Source organism: Corynebacterium sp. LaCa_282 (assembly GCF_057198125.1).
This window is the reverse complement of record NZ_CP191095.1, coordinates 973,385-990,647: the sequence shown is the minus strand read 5'-3', so window position 1 is coordinate 990,647 and position 17,263 is coordinate 973,385. Positions and strand designations below refer to the sequence as shown.

Annotated in this window: 16 protein-coding genes; 6 read left to right on the top strand and 10 right to left on the bottom strand. The window is 62.7% G+C overall.

The window, feature by feature from the left end; genetic code table 11:
* The first annotated feature begins 10 nt into the window (after window positions 1–10).
* Window positions 11–2,107, top strand: a complete 2,097-nt coding sequence (locus ACP8KU_RS04615) for a PTS fructose transporter subunit IIABC (RefSeq protein WP_484484062.1) — start codon at window positions 11–13, stop codon at window positions 2,105–2,107.
* 55 nt (window positions 2,108–2,162) lie between these two features.
* Window positions 2,163–2,435, top strand: coding sequence for an HPr family phosphocarrier protein (locus ACP8KU_RS04610; RefSeq protein WP_005278890.1), 273 nt, complete (start codon window positions 2,163–2,165; stop codon window positions 2,433–2,435).
* 222 nt (window positions 2,436–2,657) lie between these two features.
* On the opposite strand, the gene ACP8KU_RS04605 is transcribed toward ACP8KU_RS04610, so the two are convergent.
* The 3 genes from ACP8KU_RS04605 to hflX form a co-directional block, all read right to left on the bottom strand.
* Window positions 2,658–3,689: an HNH endonuclease signature motif containing protein gene (locus tag ACP8KU_RS04605; protein WP_284609168.1), complete on the bottom strand. Its 1,032-nt coding sequence runs from the start codon at window positions 3,687–3,689 to the stop codon at window positions 2,658–2,660.
* Between the two features lie 126 nt (window positions 3,690–3,815).
* The gene (locus ACP8KU_RS04600; RefSeq protein WP_484484061.1) at window positions 3,816–5,084 is read right to left on the bottom strand and encodes a uracil-xanthine permease family protein; all 1,269 of its coding nucleotides are present in this window, start codon (window positions 5,082–5,084) and stop codon (window positions 3,816–3,818) included.
* A gap of 32 nt (window positions 5,085–5,116) precedes the next feature.
* Window positions 5,117–6,625: a GTPase HflX gene (gene hflX, locus ACP8KU_RS04595; RefSeq protein WP_284636194.1), complete on the bottom strand. Its 1,509-nt coding sequence runs from the start codon at window positions 6,623–6,625 to the stop codon at window positions 5,117–5,119.
* Between the two features lie 75 nt (window positions 6,626–6,700).
* Here hflX and ACP8KU_RS04590 point away from each other — a divergent pair, with 75 nt between their 5' ends.
* Window positions 6,701–7,510, top strand: coding sequence for a hypothetical protein (locus ACP8KU_RS04590; protein WP_484484060.1), 810 nt, complete (start codon window positions 6,701–6,703; stop codon window positions 7,508–7,510).
* Between the two features lie 12 nt (window positions 7,511–7,522).
* Window positions 7,523–8,071 carry a hypothetical protein gene (locus ACP8KU_RS04585; protein ID WP_023017356.1) on the top strand — a complete coding sequence of 183 codons (549 nt, stop codon included), beginning with the start codon at window positions 7,523–7,525 and terminating at the stop codon, window positions 8,069–8,071.
* 5 nt (window positions 8,072–8,076) lie between these two features.
* On the opposite strand, the gene dapF is transcribed toward ACP8KU_RS04585, so the two are convergent.
* The 3 genes from dapF to ACP8KU_RS04570 are packed head-to-tail and all read right to left on the bottom strand — an operon-like array spanning window position 8,077 to window position 10,434.
* The gene (dapF, locus tag ACP8KU_RS04580; RefSeq protein WP_484484059.1) at window positions 8,077–8,922 is read right to left on the bottom strand and encodes a diaminopimelate epimerase; all 846 of its coding nucleotides are present in this window, start codon (window positions 8,920–8,922) and stop codon (window positions 8,077–8,079) included.
* A gap of 10 nt (window positions 8,923–8,932) precedes the next feature.
* On the bottom strand, window positions 8,933–9,832 hold the full coding sequence (miaA, locus tag ACP8KU_RS04575) for a tRNA (adenosine(37)-N6)-dimethylallyltransferase MiaA (protein WP_484484058.1): 900 nt from the start codon (window positions 9,830–9,832) through the stop codon (window positions 8,933–8,935).
* Window positions 9,814–10,434, bottom strand: a complete 621-nt coding sequence (locus tag ACP8KU_RS04570; protein WP_284642175.1) for a protein-L-isoaspartate O-methyltransferase family protein — start codon at window positions 10,432–10,434, stop codon at window positions 9,814–9,816. The genes miaA and ACP8KU_RS04570 overlap by 19 nt, the downstream gene beginning before the upstream one ends.
* Window positions 10,435–10,570: 136 nt before the next feature.
* On the opposite strand from ACP8KU_RS04570, the gene ACP8KU_RS04565 reads away from it, so the two are divergent.
* A complete protein-coding gene (locus tag ACP8KU_RS04565) occupies window positions 10,571–11,875 on the top strand; it encodes a DUF349 domain-containing protein (RefSeq protein ID WP_484484057.1) in 1,305 nt (434 codons plus the stop codon).
* A complete protein-coding gene (locus ACP8KU_RS04560; RefSeq protein ID WP_484484056.1) occupies window positions 11,875–12,975 on the top strand; it encodes a GNAT family N-acetyltransferase in 1,101 nt (366 codons plus the stop codon). Before ACP8KU_RS04565 ends, ACP8KU_RS04560 begins: the two co-directional genes overlap by 1 nt.
* Here ACP8KU_RS04560 and ACP8KU_RS04555 read toward each other — a convergent pair.
* The 4 genes from ACP8KU_RS04555 to recA form a co-directional block, all read right to left on the bottom strand.
* On the bottom strand, window positions 12,972–13,598 hold the full coding sequence (locus ACP8KU_RS04555) for an Rv2732c family membrane protein (RefSeq protein WP_005278861.1): 627 nt from the start codon (window positions 13,596–13,598) through the stop codon (window positions 12,972–12,974). The genes ACP8KU_RS04560 and ACP8KU_RS04555 overlap by 4 nt on opposite strands.
* 22 nt (window positions 13,599–13,620) lie before the next feature.
* Window positions 13,621–15,147, bottom strand: coding sequence for a tRNA (N6-isopentenyl adenosine(37)-C2)-methylthiotransferase MiaB (gene miaB, locus ACP8KU_RS04550; protein WP_023017349.1), 1,527 nt, complete (start codon window positions 15,145–15,147; stop codon window positions 13,621–13,623).
* A gap of 183 nt (window positions 15,148–15,330) precedes the next feature.
* Window positions 15,331–15,930 carry a recombination regulator RecX gene (gene recX, locus ACP8KU_RS04545; protein ID WP_237800512.1) on the bottom strand — a complete coding sequence of 200 codons (600 nt, stop codon included), beginning with the start codon at window positions 15,928–15,930 and terminating at the stop codon, window positions 15,331–15,333.
* 39 nt (window positions 15,931–15,969) lie between these two features.
* Complete coding sequence (recA, locus tag ACP8KU_RS04540; protein ID WP_005283473.1) at window positions 15,970–17,106, bottom strand: recombinase RecA; 1,137 nt, start codon at window positions 17,104–17,106, stop codon at window positions 15,970–15,972.
* Window positions 17,107–17,263 lie beyond the last annotated feature (157 nt).

Here is a 17,263-nt window from a genome sequence, read left to right as displayed (position 1 = left end):
GCCTTCCATCATGGCATCCGATCTCATCACCACAGACCTCGTCGCGCTTGACGCCGACTTTGGCGATAGCGTCGACTCCGTTATCACCAACCTCGCCACCTTGGTGCACGACACCGGACGCGCAACCGAGGTCGCAGGCCTCGCCCAGCCCGCCATCGACCGCGAAGCCAAGGCCGGCACCGGCGTGCCAGGCGGCGTGGCCATCCCCCACTGCCGTTCCGAGGCCGTCACCGAACCGACCCTAGCTTTCGCCCGCCTTACCCGCGGCGTGGATTTTTCCGGTCCCGACGGCGATGCCCAGTTGGTCTTCCTCATCGCCGCCCCCGCCGGCGGTGGCAAGGCCCACCTGCAGATTCTTTCCAAGCTTGCCCGCGCCCTCGTGCGCAAGGACTTTTTAGAGGCCCTGCGCACCGCGTCGACGAAGGAAGAAATTGTCAAGGAAATCCTCGCTGTCGTCAACGCGGAAAAAACGAAGAAGAAAAAGCAGGACACCGCGGAGGCTGCAGCTGGAGCTGCGGAAGGGGCATCGGCAAGCGCGGGTGCTTCGGCGCAAGCTACCCGCATCGTTGCCATCACCGCCTGCCCAACCGGCATCGCACACACCTACATGGCTGCCGATGCCCTCACCCAAACCGCCGGCGAGCGCGACGACGTCGATCTCACCGTCGAAACCCAGGGCTCGTCCAATAATGAATCGGTCTCGCAGTCCACCATCGACGCTGCCGATGCGGTCATCTTCGCCACGGACGTCGGAGTGCGCGACCGCGAGCGCTTCGCGGGCAAACCCGTCATCGAATCCGGCGTCAAGCGGGCCATCAACGAGCCCGGCAAGATGCTCGATGAAGCCATCGCGGCGGCGAAGAACCCGAATGCCCGAAAGGTCTCTGGCACGGCCTCATCCTCCTCCGCCAAAGAAGAAGGAAAATCGCTGGGTTGGGGCAAGCGCATCCAGCAGGCGATTATGACCGGTGTGTCCTACATGGTGCCGTTCGTTGCCGCCGGCGGCCTTCTCTTGGCCCTCGGATTCCTCTTCGGCGGCGCCGATATGGCCAATGGCTGGCAGGCGCTTTCCACGGATTATTCCCTGTCCAACCTGCCGGGAAATGAGATTACCGTCGACGGCGAGACCATGTCGTTCGAGAACTCCGGGTTCGGGCTCTATATAGGCGCAGTGCTCTTTGCCATCGGCCAGGCCGCGATGGGCTTTATTGTTGCCGCGTTATCTGGCTACATCGCCTACGCCCTGGCCGGGCGCCCTGGTATTGCGCCGGGCTTTGTCGGCGGTGCTATCGCCGTGACCCTCGACGCGGGCTTTATCGGTGGCCTGGTCACCGGTTTGTTGGCCGGCTTTATCGCCCTGTGGATTGGCAATTGGAAGGTCCCGCGCTGGCTCGGTTCCCTCATGCCGGTGGTCATCATTCCGCTGCTGACCTCCCTCGTCGTTGGCCTGTCGGTGTACCTGCTACTGGGCGCCCCGCTGGCCGCGCTGATGGAGGGCCTGCAAGATTGGCTGTCTTCCATGTCTGGCTCTTCTGCCGTAGTGCTCGGCATCATCTTGGGCCTGATGATGTGTGTCGACTTGGGTGGCCCGGTCAACAAGGCCGCATACCTCTTTGCCACCGCCGGGTTGTCCACCGGCGACGCAGCCTCCATGCAAATCATGGCCGCTGTTATGGCCGCCGGCATGGTGCCGCCTATCGCACTGTCCTTGGCAACCTTCATCCGCAAGTCGCTATTTACCCCTGCCGAGCAGGAAAACGGTAAGTCCGCTTGGTTACTCGGCTTGTCCTTCGTCTCCGAAGGCGCCATCCCCTTCGCCGCAGCCGATCCGTTCCGCGTCATCCCTTCCATGATGGCCGGTGGCGCCGTGACGGGTGCTATCTCCATGGCGCTGTCGGTCGAGTCGCGCGCCCCGCACGGTGGTATCTTCGTTGCCTTTGCTATCGACCCGTTCTGGGCCTACCTGGTAGCCATCCTTGCCGGCGTGGCGGTATCTACCGTCGCGGTCTTGGCCATGAAGCAATTCTGGCCTAATAAGACCGTCCAGGAAGCTGCCCAAAAGGCCGCTCCAGGGTCCAAAACCGCTTCCCAGAACGTGGCGGCATAAACCAAACGCTCGTACACTGGATCACGATAAATTAACTACAGAAAGGATAATTTCCATGGCTTCCAAGACTGTAAAGGTTGGCTCCTCTGTAGGACTGCACGCACGTCCTGCCTCCATCATCGCTGACGCCGCTGGCGAATACGACGAGGACATCTTCCTGAGCCTCGTTGGTGAAGAAGATGACGATAACGAGACCGACGCCGCTTCTTCCCTGATGATCATGGCCCTCGGTGCCGAGCAGGGCGACGAGGTCACCGTTACCTCTGATAACGAAGAAGCCGTTGAGAAGATCGCCGGCCTCATCGAGCAGGATCTCGACGCTTCCTAAGCGCTGCTGCTCATAACTAGCGTTTAAACACGACTAGTAGGCTCCTCGCCTTGTTGGCGGGGAGCTTTTGCGATCCATAGGCCGTTTCCCAGTGCCCATTGCGCCAGCTATTCAGCTCGCTCGTGCGGCGCATTAGCGCAGTCGCTAGGGTTTTTGACCCTGAACCTGTGGATCGGTGCGGGCGCGCGAATCCTTTTGCGCTAATTCTCTTGGCCCGGATTCTTAGGATGGCGGCCGGTCGTTTTCGTTCGGGCTGCCGGGGTTCGTGGCCCACGGCGGAAGCCAGCGGACCTTTCCTTGTATTCGGGCCAATCGCCCGCGCCGCGGCGGGGCCTGCGGGTCATCATCGTTGACGCCGTTATGGTACGGGCAGCAGGTCGCGAGGTTAGCGGCATTGGTATTGCCACCGTGCTGCCAGCTGTCTAGGTGGTGGATCTGGCACTCATCGGCAGGATAATTGCACTTTTCCCAGGGGCATACAGGATTGACGGCGGCCGCCATCAAGCGCTGCTTCGCATTGGCAAACCGGGACGTGCGGTATAAGTTGACCGGCCCCTCAACGGGATGCACAAGCGTGATGTATCCGTGATCGCTTAAGACGCGACTCGCGAGGTCAGCGCCGCTGATGCGCGAGCCATTGGTGAGCTGCAGGGTTATTTCCTCACCATCGCCATCGACGATGCGGTCGAGCTCGTCCAAGGTGATAACCACCTGCGTAGTCGCAGTGGTGCGCGCTCCGGACTTCCCGCCGAAGAAGATGGATTTAACGGACTCCAGTGGGCGCTCGTTATCAAGAGCAGAGTGCATATCGGCGACGTCGGCGGATTCCCCGGTAATGGTCAACGACCACGGTCCGCGCGGCCGGCGGGTGAGCCGCACGCCTTTCTTGGGAGTGCGGGGCGGTTGCAGCTCACGCAAGAGGGCGCGCGCCCGCTTGCGCAAGGCAGTGGCGCTTCCGCGGAACTGGCATAACTCGGAGCGTACGGCCCAGGCATCGCGCTGGGTGCGAGCGCGCAGCGCGAACTTTTCGATGAGGCTGAGCACGTCGAGCGGGTGCGTCGTCGAGCGGGCCGTGCGTTGCTTGGCGCTAAAGGCACAGCGGCCAAAGTAGACATCGCAAAGATGCACCACCTCGCGCGCGGCGACGTCGCTGGCGCCGCGCTGCACCAAATCGCGCTCGCTTAAGCCCTGGGCGGCGGCGATGATGTCCATCCCTTGGCCCAGCGCGGTCAAATAACGGTCGAGTGCGTTCATGCCGCCTAGTACAACGCACAACCGCGCGCGGCCGCGACCGCACGCACGAAGGCCTGTGGATTACGCGGCGAACCTTGCCGCCACGCCGCTATTTCGCGGCAGGGTCAACAAAGTTATCCACAGAATTTAGTATTTAGCATCGTGGCCTTCGCCCACGGTTTCGTACAGGCGCCGCATGATGGGATAGGCAACGATGATGCCGACAGAGCCCCAGGCGATGCCCTCCAGGCTCACCCCACCCACGGTCAGGGTCAGGTTGCCGATGCCCGCGATCAAAGCCACCGCAGCCGCCGTCAGGTTCACCGGGTTATTGAAGTTGACCTCATTATCCATCCAGATGCACACGCCCAGCATGCCGATAAGACCATAGAGCACGAGGGTGGCCCCGCCGAGCACGCCGGTGGGGATGGTGAAAATCAGCGCGCCGAACTTCGGGACGAAGGCCAATAGGATGGCGGTTAGGGCCGCAACCCAATACGCGGCGGTGGAATAGACGCGCGTGGCGGCCATAACGCCGATATTCTCAGCGTAGGTCGTGGTACCGGAGCCGCCGAAGCCACCGGCGAGGGAGGAGGCGAGGCCATCGGCAATCAGGGCATCGCCGGCGAGGTCGTCCAAGTCGCGGTTGGTCATCTCGGAGACGGCTTTGACGTGGCCGACGTTTTCCGCAATCAGCACCACGAGCACCGGCAAGGCCACGGCGATCGCGGAAAGATGGAACTCTGGGGCGTGGAATTCGGGCAGGCCTACCCACGGTGCGGCATCGATGGCAGCCTTGGCATCCTCGCCCAAATTACCGGTCAGGGCAGCGAAAACCCAGCCGACGACCACGCCGATGAGGATGGACAGGCGCGAAACCATGCCGCTCCCGGCGACGGTGGCTAGGAGAATAACCAGCAGCGTGATGCCTGCGACCAAGGGCTGGCTGGCGAAGTTCTCGGCCGCATTCGGCGCCAAATTAAGCCCGATGAGCGCGACGATGGCGCCGGTAACCGCCGGCGGCATCACCGCATCGAGCACCCGCCTGCCGGCAGCGTTGACCACGAATCCGACCGCCACCAGCACCAAACCGGTCACCAGAATGGATCCGGCCTGCGCCGCAATCCCGTATTGCTGCGAGGCGGTCAGCGGGGCGATGAAGGCAAACGACGACCCCAGGCGATTGCGCGTAATCAGCAGGAAGAGGATGGTGCCGAGGCCGGAAAACAGCAGCGTGGTATTGACCGGAAATCCGGTCAGGGTGGGCACCAGCAGCGTAGCACCGAACATCGCCACCACGTGCTGCATGCCGATGCCAATGGTTCGGCCCCAACTTAGTCGTTCCTCGGGCGCGACCACGGCGCCTGGTGCAATCTTCTTACCGTCGCCGTGGACGGTCCAACCTAGTATGCTCACGAACCACCATTATGGCCCATGGAGCACGAATTTTAGGAATCTTCCTCCACGATGAATTCGGCGAGCTCGCGGGCGGTGGTGGCGGGCAGGCGGACATCGACAAGCGTGCCGTCCTCGGTGTATTCCTCGCTGCGCACCGTGCCCTCGGCGTGCACGCGCGAGACGACATCGCCGCGGGTGAAGGGAACCTGCAGCTTAACGTGGCTATCGCGGGAGTTGAGGAAGAGCTCCACGCGCGCGCTCAGCTCGTCGATGCCCTCCCCCGTGCGCGCCGAAACATAGACGACGTCCTCATGATCCAGGACGTGGCGCAGCTCCGCGAGCACAAGCGGATCGGCCTGGTCGATCTTATTGATCACGATGATTTCCGGCGGGGCCTGCTCACCAGTCTCGCTGACGATATCGTAGATGACCTTATTGACCGCCTCGATTTGCTTGAGCGGGAACGGGTCCGATCCGTCCACGACATGCAGCATGATATCGGCGGCGAGCACCTCTTCCAGGGTGGACTTGAAGGCCTCCACCAGCTGGGTAGGCAGGTGGCGAACGAAGCCGACGGTATCGGTGAAGACGACCAGGCGGCCATCGGCAAGCGAGGCGCGGCGCGTGGTGGGATCCAAGGTGGCAAAAAGTGCGTCTTCCACAAGCACGCCCGCGTTCGTCATGGCATTAATGAGCGAAGATTTGCCGGCGTTGGTGTAGCCGGCGATGGCGATCTGGGCGATCGTGGAGGACTGGCGCCTGGAGCGCTTGACCTCGCGGGCGGTTTTCATCCCGCGCAGTTCCTTGCGCAGGCGCGCCATTTCGGTGCGGATGCGCCGGCGGTCGGTCTCGATCTTGGTTTCACCGGGACCGCGCAGGCCGACGCCGCCATTGGAACCGGCGCGGCCGCCGGCCTGGCGCGAAAGGTTGCCGCCCCAACCGCGGGTGTGGGTATAGAGGTATTCCAGCTGCGCCAGCGAGACCTGCGCCTTGCCCTCCTTGGACTTTGCGTGTTGGGCAAAGATGTCCAAGATGAGCATGGTGCGGTCGATGACCTTGGTATTGAGCGCGCGCTCTAATGCTGTGAGCTGGCCGGGGTTCAGCTCACCATCGCACACGACGGTATCGGCCCCGGTGGCTTCGACGATATCGTGGAGCTCTTTTACCTTGCCCGAGCCGATGAAAGTACCAGGATCCGGTTTATCGCGCTTTTGGTAAATCATTTCGACTACGTCGGCACCGGCGGTCTCGGTCAGGGCGGCCAGCTCATCCATCGTGGCCTCAACCTCCGCTACGGTGCCTTCGGTCCACACGCCCACGAGGATGACGCGCTCGAGGCGCAGTTTTCGGTATTCCACCTCGTAGCCATCGGTGGTGTCCTCGGCGCGGATGGAGGTCTCGCGGGTAACGCGGCGGAAGGCGTTGCGCTCGGCCAAATCTAGATCGCCGCTGGTGGGCGTGGTTTCCTGCGGGGTGTCCGCGTGGTCGCGGAAGGCCTGGGCGAGAAGTTCGTCCTTGCTCGCCGAGCTATCAGAATTCTGCGGGGAAAATTTGTTCATATTGCTATCTATTTTGGCACGTTAGGCCGCAAAACGGGAATTGCGGTTTCCGGGCTTACTGGACAAAGCGATACAATGGTGACTATGGAAACGACGCAGCCTAGGCCAACGACTACTACCCAGAAGAAGAATACCGAAATGCAGGCGATCGGCCTGGATTTCGAACGCTGGCAGGACGCGGTCGAGGCAGCCATCGCCACGGACCGCCTTGCCGTTACCGGCGAGGTCCGCGGTGGCCAGCTCATTCAATACGGCGACCCCTCGGGCGCCCAGCTTAATATCTTGGCGGTAGAGCCCTACGCCACCTTTATCGGCTTCGATGCGGTCACGCAGGGTTTTGCCCACGTGGAGATGTTCAATGACGTTCTAGCGATCATGGACATCATCGATCCGTTCGGCACGCCGATGGCCCAGGTCACGGCGAACCTCGCGCAGGGGCCACTGTTGGCAGAAGAACCGCGGCAGGAATGGCAGCAGGTATCGCTGACCGCCATGGGCCTTGATATCACTACCTACGAGTCCCCGGCTGCCTACGAGGCCGAACACGGCGAATACCCCGCCCTCTTTGAATCCGAGGGCGCCCGCGTCATCGCCTCTGGCTCCGGCGCACAGGCCCCCACGCCGGCGGCTACCTTTGCCGCCCGGGTGATGGAAGCCGAGTGGCGCACCAATGAACTCACCGGCGAGAAATTCGCGCACCTCGTCATGGACGGGCTATTCCCCTTCGATCTCTGCCTGCCTGCGGACCGTGGCGAATTGCCGGCCAAGGATTCCGTGATCTCCGGTACGGCCCTGCTCACCGCCGCTATTGACATGCCGTCCGGCGGCTGCGGCGATGGCGGATGCGGTTGTGGATCCGGCGGTTGCGGCTGCGGCGGGCACTAGATTTTTTAGGCCATGCCTTTCCTTAGCGATCCACAAAACCGGAGGACACTTGTCTTTATCCTCCTGGTCCTTTGCGCGATCGCGATCGTTGTAACGCTAAAACTGCCCGGACTCATCATCGCCGCCATGCTGGTGGGCGCGGGCTGGTTCATGCTGCGCACGCGCCCCGATACCGCGGAAAGAAAGGCCCTGCGCAGCTCCATTTCGCTTTCGGCGGACGATATCCAGGACGTCATCGCCGAATTCGAAGAATTCGAAACCTCCACGGAGGCCGAGTCGCTGGCGGATCGAACGCTGTACCGGCCAGCACTGCTGGACCTCGACTGCTCCCACCCCGCCATCGATGCGTTCCACTACGAATTGGCTGGGGCGCGCCGCTTCCTCCGCCGCCTCAATATCCGCATCCACGCCCACGGCATGCGCACACAGGACTTGGAAGCCCTCCTCCGCGTCACCGATGAACGCGCCCGCGAGCTGAAAGAATCGTGGCTCGCGGCCCGCCGCGCGGCCTTCCGGCTCGGCCCGGATTACCGCACGCGGCAGATCGACGACGAAAACTAAGGCCCTTACAGGCTCGTTTCACCCGTCGCGACGATGGCGGACGGGCCCGTCAAGCGCGTGCCGCCGTCATAGACCTCGACGGTGACCTCGCCGCCGGGAACGTGGACGTGGACGGTGCCGAGGGCTTGGGCGGCATCGGCAAGCGCGGCGGTAGCTGCCGCGACCGTGCCTGTACCGCACGACTGTGTCTCCCCAACCCCGCGCTCGAAGACGCGCATGTGCAGGTGCCCCTCCCGCAGCGGGGTCACCAGCTCAAAATTGACCCCGCCGGGAAAGAAGGACTCGTCGTAGACAGGCGCCGTGAGGTCCTTGGCGGCCAATGCTTCCGGTTCCAGGCCTGGGATGACGGCCGCGAGGTGCGGGTTACCCATATCCACCCCGAGGCCGGCGTAGGACTCACCGCCCACGGACGCGGTAGATACCCCGGTCACGCGCGCGGGGCCCATCTCCACGGTGACGCTCGCGTCGGTGGCATCGCAGGAATGCACCGTCACCTGCTTGGCACCCGCCCGAGTGCCGATGGTGAATGCGTCCTCGCCCACCAAGTCGTGCGAGCGCAGCCAGTGGGCAAAGACGCGGGTGCCATTGCCGCACATTTCCGCCACGGACCCATCGGCGTTGCGGTAATCCATAAACCAGTCGGCGGAATCCACCCCGTCCGGAAGTGCCGCCAACTCGCCCGCGTCCACGAGGGCGCCGGCGCGCACAACGCGCAACAGGCCATCGCCGCCGATGCCCGCCCGGCGGTCACACAGCGCCGCCACGCGCTCTGGTGAGAGCGGCGCCTCGGCGTCGAAGTCTTCTACGATGACGAAGTCATTTTCGGTTCCATGGCCTTTGGCAAATTTCATAGCCTCTACCCTAGCGCCCAAGCACGTACAAAGCTCGGGCGGTGGTATCGCCCGCGGCATCGAGCCAGGTAATGCGCTTATCGCGGTTAAACCAGGAGCGCTGGCGGCGCACGTACCGGCGGGTGCCAGTAATCGTGCGCTCCACGGCATCCTCCCAGGTCAGTTCGCCGCGCTGGGCTTGTAGAACCTGCGCATAGCCAATCGCGCGGCCCGCGGTGGAATCGGCCACAAGCCCCTTATCCTGCAGGCGCTCGACTTCCTCGACGAGGCCTTGCTCAAACATGAGGCGCGTGCGCTTTTCGATGCGCGGGTTCAACCACTCGCTATCAGTCCGCAGCCCCAGCAGCTTGGTCCCCCACCGGGGCGGGCCGTTCTTCGGCGGCTGGCTGGCCTTAAAGGGCTTGCCGGTCAGCTCGATGACCTCGAGCGCCCGGACGGTGCGGCGGGGGTCTTTATCCTCGATGATAGCGGCGGCTGCCGGATCGACGCGCGCGAGCTCCGCGTGGAGCGCGTCGGTTCCGATATCGGCGCGGCGGGCCTCGTATTTGGCCCGTACCTGCGGATCGGTCGGCGGGAATTGCCAATCATCCACCAACGCCTGGGCATAGAGCATGGATCCGCCGACGAGGATCGGAGTCTTGCCGCGGGACATGATGTCCTCGATATCGCGCAAGGCCGCCTGCTGATAGCGCGCCACGGAAGCAGTCTCCGTCACGTCCCAGACATCGAGCTGGTGGTGCGGAATGCCCTCGCGCTCTGCGGGGGAAAGCTTCGCGGTCCCGATATCCATGCCGCGGTATAGCTGCATGGAATCGACATTGACCACTTCCCCATCTAGTTCATGGGCAAGGGCCAGCCCGAGCGCGGATTTGCCGGATGCGGTGGGGCCAACTACTGCGATGGGTCGCATGCTACCTCCCAACCTGCCACGTAGCGGCCTACCCCGAGGGTGGCGTCCGTCGCCCGGACCTGCGCGCGCTTGGGCGTGCAGCCGGCAAGCTCGAGCCAGAGCGCCGGCTCTTCCACGCCGCGTTGCTTCAGCCACTCAGCCTCGCTGCTTGCCGATGCCCCCATCAACACCTCCTCGCACCACCGATGTGCCTCCTGCGCGCCGGGGATAAGGGCCAGCGGTGCCCTCTCGGTAAGCCCCGCGCTGCCGTCCGCAACCACGATGCTAAGTACCTTTGGGTCTGGCGTGCCTAGGCGGTCGCGGCTATCGCGCACCGTTATCTGTGGGGCCGTGGACAGGACGTAGTGGGCCATGATTTCTGGCAGGTAGTCTCCCGCGCCCACGTGTACCTGGTGGGCTCCCCAGGCGCGCAGGCTTCCCGTGTGGCGGGTACGCCACCGCGAGGAGCGGGATCCGATAATTTCTGCCTCCTCCATGCCGGCGGCAGCGGCTTCAACCGCCAGCGTGCGCGCCGCTGCCAGCAGCGCCCGCGAGGCGGCATCGTTGGGAGCTAGCTCGACTGCCAGCGCCGGCGAGGCGGGCATAACCATGAGATTGAACATTATTCCTCCATACTATCTACCCAAGAGGAGGTAATTAAATAGATTCTAGGCACACGGCGATTTTTCGCGGTAATGTAACCAGTGATTTCATCCGGCAGCCGTGACGCGCGGCGATATATGTCTAGGAGGGCTTTCCATGTCTCCCACCCCTACCCCAGGTTCCATGCCCAAGAAGGGCCCCCGCCCCACAGCCAAGCCCGTGCCCGTGCAATCACCGAGCAAGAACGACCCGGCCAAGTGGGGGCGCGTCGATGCCGATGGGTCCGTCTTCGTGGCCGCCCCCGAGGGCGAGCGCAAAATTGGGGAATGGCAGGCAGGCTCTGCGCAAGAGGGCCTCGAGCACTTCGGCGCCCGGTATGATGACCTAGCCACCGAGATCGAGCTCCTAGGGGCTCGCCTGCGCGCCAACCCCAGCGAGGCCGCAGGAATCAAGCAGACCGCCGCCGAACTCCGCGAGACCCTGCCTACCGCTGCGGTCATTGGCGATATCGCGGCGCTGGATCGCCGCCTCGCGGCGGTTATTGATCACTCCGTTGTGGCCGGGGAACAGGCGCAGGCGGAGCGGGAAAAGCGCCGGCAGGATGCGATTGCGGCGAAGGAAAAGCTCGCCGCCGAGGCCGAAGAGATTGCCGAAAACTCTACGGAATGGAAGGCCGCCGGCGACCGCATCCGCGCCATTTTGGAAGAGTGGAAGCAGATTAAGGGCATCGATAAGAAGACCGATGACGGCCTGTGGAAGCGCTATTCGCGCGCCCGCGATTCCTTTAATCGGCGCCGCGGTTCGCACTTTGCGGATCTCGATCGCGCCCGCGCGGCCGCGCGAAAGAAGAAAGAAGAACTCGTCGAGCGCGCCGAGGCCATCCAGGACTCCACCGATTGGGGCCCCACCGCCCGCGCCTACCGCGATCTAATGGCGGAGTGGAAGGCTGCCGGCCGCGCCCCGCGCGAGGTCGATGACCAGCTGTGGGCGAAGTTCCGCGCGGCGCAGGACCGCTTCTTTGATGCCCGCAATGCGGTCAACGACGAGCGGGACCGCGAGTTCGCCGAAAACGCCAAGGCGAAGGACGCGCTGCTTGCGGAATACGATAGCCTGATTGACCCATCGCAAAGCATGGACAAGGCCAAGGCTAAGCTGCGCGAACTGCAGGAAAAGTGGGAGGAAATCGGCTTTGTGCCCCGCAATCAGGTGCGCGAGTATGAATCCAAGATTGAGCAGCTAGAAAAGCGCGTCAACCAAGCTGAGGAATCCGAATGGCGGCGCACCGACCCTGAAGCGCAGGCTCGCGTGGCCCAATTCCAGGCCAAGGTGGAAGACTTCAAGGCCCAGTCCGCGGCTGCGGAGGCTAAGGGCAAGGAGAAGAAGGCCGCGGAGCTGCGCGCGCAGGCGGAGCAATGGCAGGAATTTGCCGATGCCGCTGCCAATGCCGTCAACGATAAATAGTGCACCTCGTTCAGATTGCGCGCCCGACCCAGGTAGCCGAGGCTGAACCGGCGGATTGTATCCGTTCCTTTGTTTTCTGGGCAAACCTGGCGGCGCAGGAAGCAAGCGGGGATGCGGCGGCCTCGACCTCGCCTAGCCGCGTGGTGCACCGCCTGCAGGGTTCGGGCGAATCGCAGACTTACCTTTTCGCGGTGGTCGATGGCCCGGCGACGCTCGGGCCCGTCTCCGAGCTCGGTCTGCCCCAAATTCCCGCTACCGCACCGAGCCCCGAGCTGGACTACGTGGGATTTATCCACATCAGCCTGCCACTTTTAGAAGAGCGCAATGCCGCGGAAATCGAGTGCGTCCTGTGCGATCTCCCGCTGCCCGGTGACCCCCTTGATGCCGAGGGGCACAAGGTGGCTACCTGGATGGGAGATACCGCCTTAAAAATCACCCAACAGCTCGGACGCAGCGTCGCGCACGTAGGCCTGCTGCACCCGCCGGAGACTTCGCCGGAGTACGACGCGATGGCGGCGGTCTACCAATCCCTGGGCTTTACGCGGCGCCATAGCGAGCGGCAATTGGCCATCGATATTCCAGAGCACCCGGCTGCCGCCCTCTTTCCGCCCGGGCTTTCGGCCGCGGTTTGGCAGGACTATGCCATTCCGGAAGAACATATCGACGATGTCATGCGCCTTTTAACGGTCGCCTCCGCGGATGCCGATACCGGCACTTTATCCACCGAGCCCATCGTGTGGTCCCGGCAGCGGTTGGAAGAAGCGCACCAACGCCTGCGCTCGCGGCGCGCGCATACGCTCCTCGTAGCGCTCATCGATGACGTCGACGGCATCCTAGCGCTAACCGAGCTGGCGCGCCACGAGGCGGCGGATCCGGAGGTCTGCGAATGGACCCTCACCGTCACCGACCGCGACCATCGCCGGCAAGGCCTGGCGCAATTAGCAAAACTCACCGCCCTGCACGAGGTCAACCAAGCGTGGCCGCAGGTGCGCCGCTGCTATTGTTCCGTCGCAGCCGGCGACGCCGCCATGAACGCGCTGTATGCGCGGCTCGGGGCGCGGGAAATCTCCCAGTCTTCTGCCTGGGAGCTGCACCTTTAGCCCTCCTGCTGGTGGCGGTGGCGCTCAGCGGCCTGCTTGCGGCGGTCATCGACAAGCATCTCCTGCGGCTGCGGGGACGCAATATCGGACTGGAATTTGCCTACCTCATCCAGCTGGCCCGCCGAGGCGCGAACCTTTTCTTCTGCCGCGCGTTGTTCCGGGCTGCGGCGCAGGGCGACGAGACTAAAGCCCAAGAAGGCCAGGAAGGTCGCCAGCATGCCCACCCACATGCCAATGGCCGGGCCGTCCGCGGTGGAGCCGCGGTACCAAAAGCCCCACAGGTTAACGAAGAAAGAAACCGTCACCATCATCCACGCAATCAGACCGAGCGTGGCGCGGCGGGTCAGCAGGGTTGCCGTCGTCAGCACGCCCACGCCAAGTAGCGCGAGCCACGCGGAGACGGTCTCCATCAGCGAGATCTTCACCCCATCCTCGGTGGTGCCAAAGCTTAAGGCCTGCCACCCGTGGGCAGAGCCGGCATAAGGAACGATGAGGTAGACAATATAGGCCGCCACAGCGATCCACAGCGTCACTTTCTGCCCACGCAGATCCATGGTTTGTGCTGCTCGGCGCTCCGCCTGTGCCGCCTCCTGGGCGGCGGTGGTGGTATTTCGCTCTCTCATGGCACCCTAGCCTACTCCCCGGTTAGCAGCCGCAAGAATCCGCTGCGGCAGCGCCAGCAGGCTTGCCGATGCCCGGCAGCCCCAAGCCCACCCCAATCGGAGCGGTAGTGGGGGTTTGGCCCGAAGCCGACATGTCGCCGGCCTTGGTGCGGGTGTGGGTGGCTACTGCGGCATCGGCAAGCAAGAAGAACGAGCCTGCACCCGTGACCTTGGTGCGCACGACGTCGCCGGGGCGAATCTCGGCCGAGATATCCGCGCCGTTGGCATCAATGGGGCTAAAGTGCACGAGGCGCCCATCCCGAGCTCGACCCGACATGCGGTGGGTCTCATCGTTCTTGCGTCCGCCCTCAGCCTGGACCAAGAGCTCCACCTCAGTGCCCACGAGCTTCTGGTTCTCTTCTGCCTGGATGCTATCTTGCAGCGCAACGAGCCGCTCGAAGCGGTCCTGGACGACTTCCTTGGGGACCTGGTTTTCCATCTCCGCCGCAGGGGTGCCCGGGCGCGGGGAATACTGGAAGGTAAATGCCGAGGCAAAGCGGGCGCGGCGGACCAAGTCCATGGTGTCCTGGAAATCCTCTTCGGTCTCGCCCGGGAAACCGACGATAATATCGGTGGTAATCGCAGCATTCGGAATCTTCTCGCGGACCTCATCGAGGATGCGCAGGAACTTCTTCGTGCGGTAGGAACGGCGCATGTCCTTCAAGACCTTATCCGAGCCGGACTGCAGCGGCATGTGCAACTGCGGGCACACCGCCGGGGTTTCCGCCATGGCGTCGATGACATCCGAGGTAAATTCCGCCGGGTGCGGGGAGGTAAACCGCAGGCGCTCGAGGCCGTCGATCTTGCCCACTTCGCGCAGCAGCTTCGAGAAAGCAAAGCGATCGCGCGGCATTTCTGGATCGGCGAAATTCACGCCATAGGCGTTGACGTTTTGGCCCAAGAGAGTGACCTCAGAAACTCCCTGATCCACCAGCGCCTGTACCTCGGCCAGAATATCGCCCGGCCGGCGGTCCTCTTCCTTACCGCGCAGGGAGGGAACGATGCAGAAGGTGCAGGTGTTATTGCAGCCCACGGACACCGATACCCAACCCGCGTAGGCGGATTCGCGCTTAGCGGGCAATACCGAGGGGAATGCCTCTAGCGAATCGACGATTTCTACCTGAGCTTCCTCGTTATGGCGGGCGCGCTCGAGGAGGGTGGGCAACGCTGCCATATTGTGGGTTCCGAAGACGGCATCAACCCACGGCGCATTGTCGAGGACGGTGTCCTTATCCTTTTGTGCAAGGCAACCGCCCACAGCGATTTGCATGCCGGGATGGTTCTCCTTCGTCTTCTTCAATGCGCCCAGCGTGCCGTAGAGGCGCTTGTCGGCGTTTTCGCGGACTGCGCACGTGTTAAAGACGATGAGATCCGGCTCCGTGGCCTCGTCTGCGGCCGCGTAGCCAGCTTCCTCCAGCAGGCCGGAAATGCGCTCGGAATCGTGCACATTCATCTGGCAGCCGAAGGTTCGGACTTCATAGGTACGGGTTTCAGGAATTGTCTGCTCCACGTCGGCATAGTCTAGCCATCACCCAGAACAACTCATAACCGTCGCTGCTCGGCGCCCGTGACAACAAGTGGGCCAGAATGGGCGCATAGTGCGGCGCGTCGGGGCGCGGGCCCGCGGTGGGTGGGGCGCGTGTGCGAGTCACAAGGTTGGAGCCAACAAGGCACTAAGCCCCATCCGCCGGATTTAAGGAGAAGACAGCTCCTCGCACCGTTCCTCGAGGGCGCTAATGGCAATGTTCAAAGACATCCCCTCGTTGAATCCACGGCGCGCCAATACTCCCACGATCCTGCGCAAGGCCTTTTCCCGTTCCTTCCTATCCGCAGGAACGGATTTCACGCTGCGCGCCTTCTTTTCCGCCAAGGCGCGGGCCATCGCCTCTTCATCGGCGGAGTCAATTTGGGCAAGGGCTTCGTCTATGTCTTCTTGGCTTACGCCCTTTTCCCGAAGCTCGCGGTCGAGGACGCTGCGCGATTTTCCTCGCCGCTTATGCCGCTGCCGCACCCATTCGGCGGCGAAGGCGGCGTCGTCAATGAGGCCCGCATGGGCCAAGTCATCGAGGACCTCATCAACCACCTCAGGGGCGAATTCGGCCTGAACCAAACGGTCATACAATTCCTGGCGGGACCGCGAACGCTGGTCAAGCAAGCCCAATGCGCGGGACCGAACCTTTGACTTTGCCTCTTCGGCCTCCCGATCAAAAAGCCCGCCCCCGGCTTCTCCTTTTTCATAGGCTTCAAGGGCCTGGCGGAGTTGCTCTAGCTTTTCAGGGGCGGGTTGATTCATAGCGCGGGTGTTAAGCGGTGGGAGTGTTGGTGGACAGGCTTAATCGTCATCGAAGTCGACGTTCGGGACCAAATCTACGGATTCATCCGTCAATGGGTCATCGGAACCGGGGACATCCATGGCGGTAGCTTCTTCACCATTTGCCGCCTCTTCCCCAATGCCGAGTTTTTGGAAGATCTTCTTTTCGATCTCATTGGCAAGGTCAGGGTTATCCTTCAAGAAGGAACGAGCCTTCTCCTTACCTTGACCCAGCTGGTCGCCCTCATAGGTAAACCAGGAGCCGGACTTGCGGATGAAACCGTTTTCTACGCCGAGATCGATGATGGAGGACTCGCGAGAAATGCCCTCGCCGTACATGATGTCGAACTCGGCGATCTTGAACGGCGGGGAAACCTTATTCTTTACCACCTTGAGCTTCGTGCGGTTACCAATGGCATCCTGGCCATCCTTCAGCGTCTGGATACGGCGGATATCGCAGCGCACGGAGGAGTAGAACTTCAGCGCTTTACCACCGGTGGTGGTCTCCGGGGAACCGAACATCACACCGATCTTTTCGCGCAGCTGGTTGATGAAGATTGCGGTGGTGCCGGAGTTATATAGCGCACCGGTCATCTTGCGCAAGGCCTGGGACATAAGGCGGGCCTGCAGGCCGACGTGGCTATCGCCCATCTCGCCTTCGATTTCCGCCTTAGGGGTCAGAGCTGCCACGGAGTCCACGACGATAATGTCGATGGCACCGGAGCGCACCAGCATGTCCGCGATTTCCAGGGCCTGCTCACCGGTATCTGGCTGGGACACGAGGAGGTTATCGGTGTCGACGCCTAGCAGGCGTGCATATTGGGGGTCGAGGGCGTGCTCGGCATCGATAAACGCTGCAATGCCGCCGTCTTTTTGTGCCGAGGCAATGGCATGCAACGCCACCGTCGTCTTACCGGAAGACTCTGGGCCATAGATTTCCACAATTCGCCCGCGCGGGAAGCCACCGATGCCCAGCGCCACGTCGATTGCCGTGTTGCCGGAAGAAATGGCCTTGATGGGAGGGCGGTCATCATCACCCAAGCGCATAACGGCGCCCTTGCCATAATCCTTTTCGATCATGGCCATCGCTGCATCTAGCGCCTTCTGGCGGTCATCTCCCTTGGTTGCGGCGGAGGATGATTTCTTTTTCGTTGCCATTGTTATAAATCCTTATCTCGTACGACGCTGCGTGAACACTTAATTAGACTGCTGCAGAACCCTAAATGGTTCCGCCCTCAACGCAATCCCACTGTAGTCGCCCACACCGACACCCCAACTAGAGTACATACATCTGTTCGAATATAGAAAATAGACA

Coding starts and splice junctions, on each gene's coding strand:
- ACP8KU_RS04615 (WP_484484062.1), top strand. CDS start 11: ATGGCATCCGATCTCATCACCACAGACCTCGTCGCGCTTGACGCCGAC.
- ACP8KU_RS04610 (WP_005278890.1), top strand. CDS start 2,163: ATGGCTTCCAAGACTGTAAAGGTTGGCTCCTCTGTAGGACTGCACGCA.
- ACP8KU_RS04605 (WP_284609168.1), bottom strand. CDS start 3,689: ATGAACGCACTCGACCGTTATTTGACCGCGCTGGGCCAAGGGATGGAC.
- hflX (WP_284636194.1), bottom strand. CDS start 6,625: ATGAACAAATTTTCCCCGCAGAATTCTGATAGCTCGGCGAGCAAGGAC.
- ACP8KU_RS04590 (WP_484484060.1), top strand. CDS start 6,701: ATGGTGACTATGGAAACGACGCAGCCTAGGCCAACGACTACTACCCAG.
- ACP8KU_RS04585 (WP_023017356.1), top strand. CDS start 7,523: ATGCCTTTCCTTAGCGATCCACAAAACCGGAGGACACTTGTCTTTATC.
- dapF (WP_484484059.1), bottom strand. CDS start 8,922: ATGAAATTTGCCAAAGGCCATGGAACCGAAAATGACTTCGTCATCGTA.
- miaA (WP_484484058.1), bottom strand. CDS start 9,832: ATGCGACCCATCGCAGTAGTTGGCCCCACCGCATCCGGCAAATCCGCG.
- ACP8KU_RS04570 (WP_284642175.1), bottom strand. CDS start 10,434: ATGTTCAATCTCATGGTTATGCCCGCCTCGCCGGCGCTGGCAGTCGAG.
- ACP8KU_RS04565 (WP_484484057.1), top strand. CDS start 10,571: ATGTCTCCCACCCCTACCCCAGGTTCCATGCCCAAGAAGGGCCCCCGC.
- ACP8KU_RS04555 (WP_005278861.1), bottom strand. CDS start 13,598: ATGAGAGAGCGAAATACCACCACCGCCGCCCAGGAGGCGGCACAGGCG.
- recX (WP_237800512.1), bottom strand. CDS start 15,930: ATGAATCAACCCGCCCCTGAAAAGCTAGAGCAACTCCGCCAGGCCCTT.
- recA (WP_005283473.1), bottom strand. CDS start 17,106: ATGGCAACGAAAAAGAAATCATCCTCCGCCGCAACCAAGGGAGATGAC.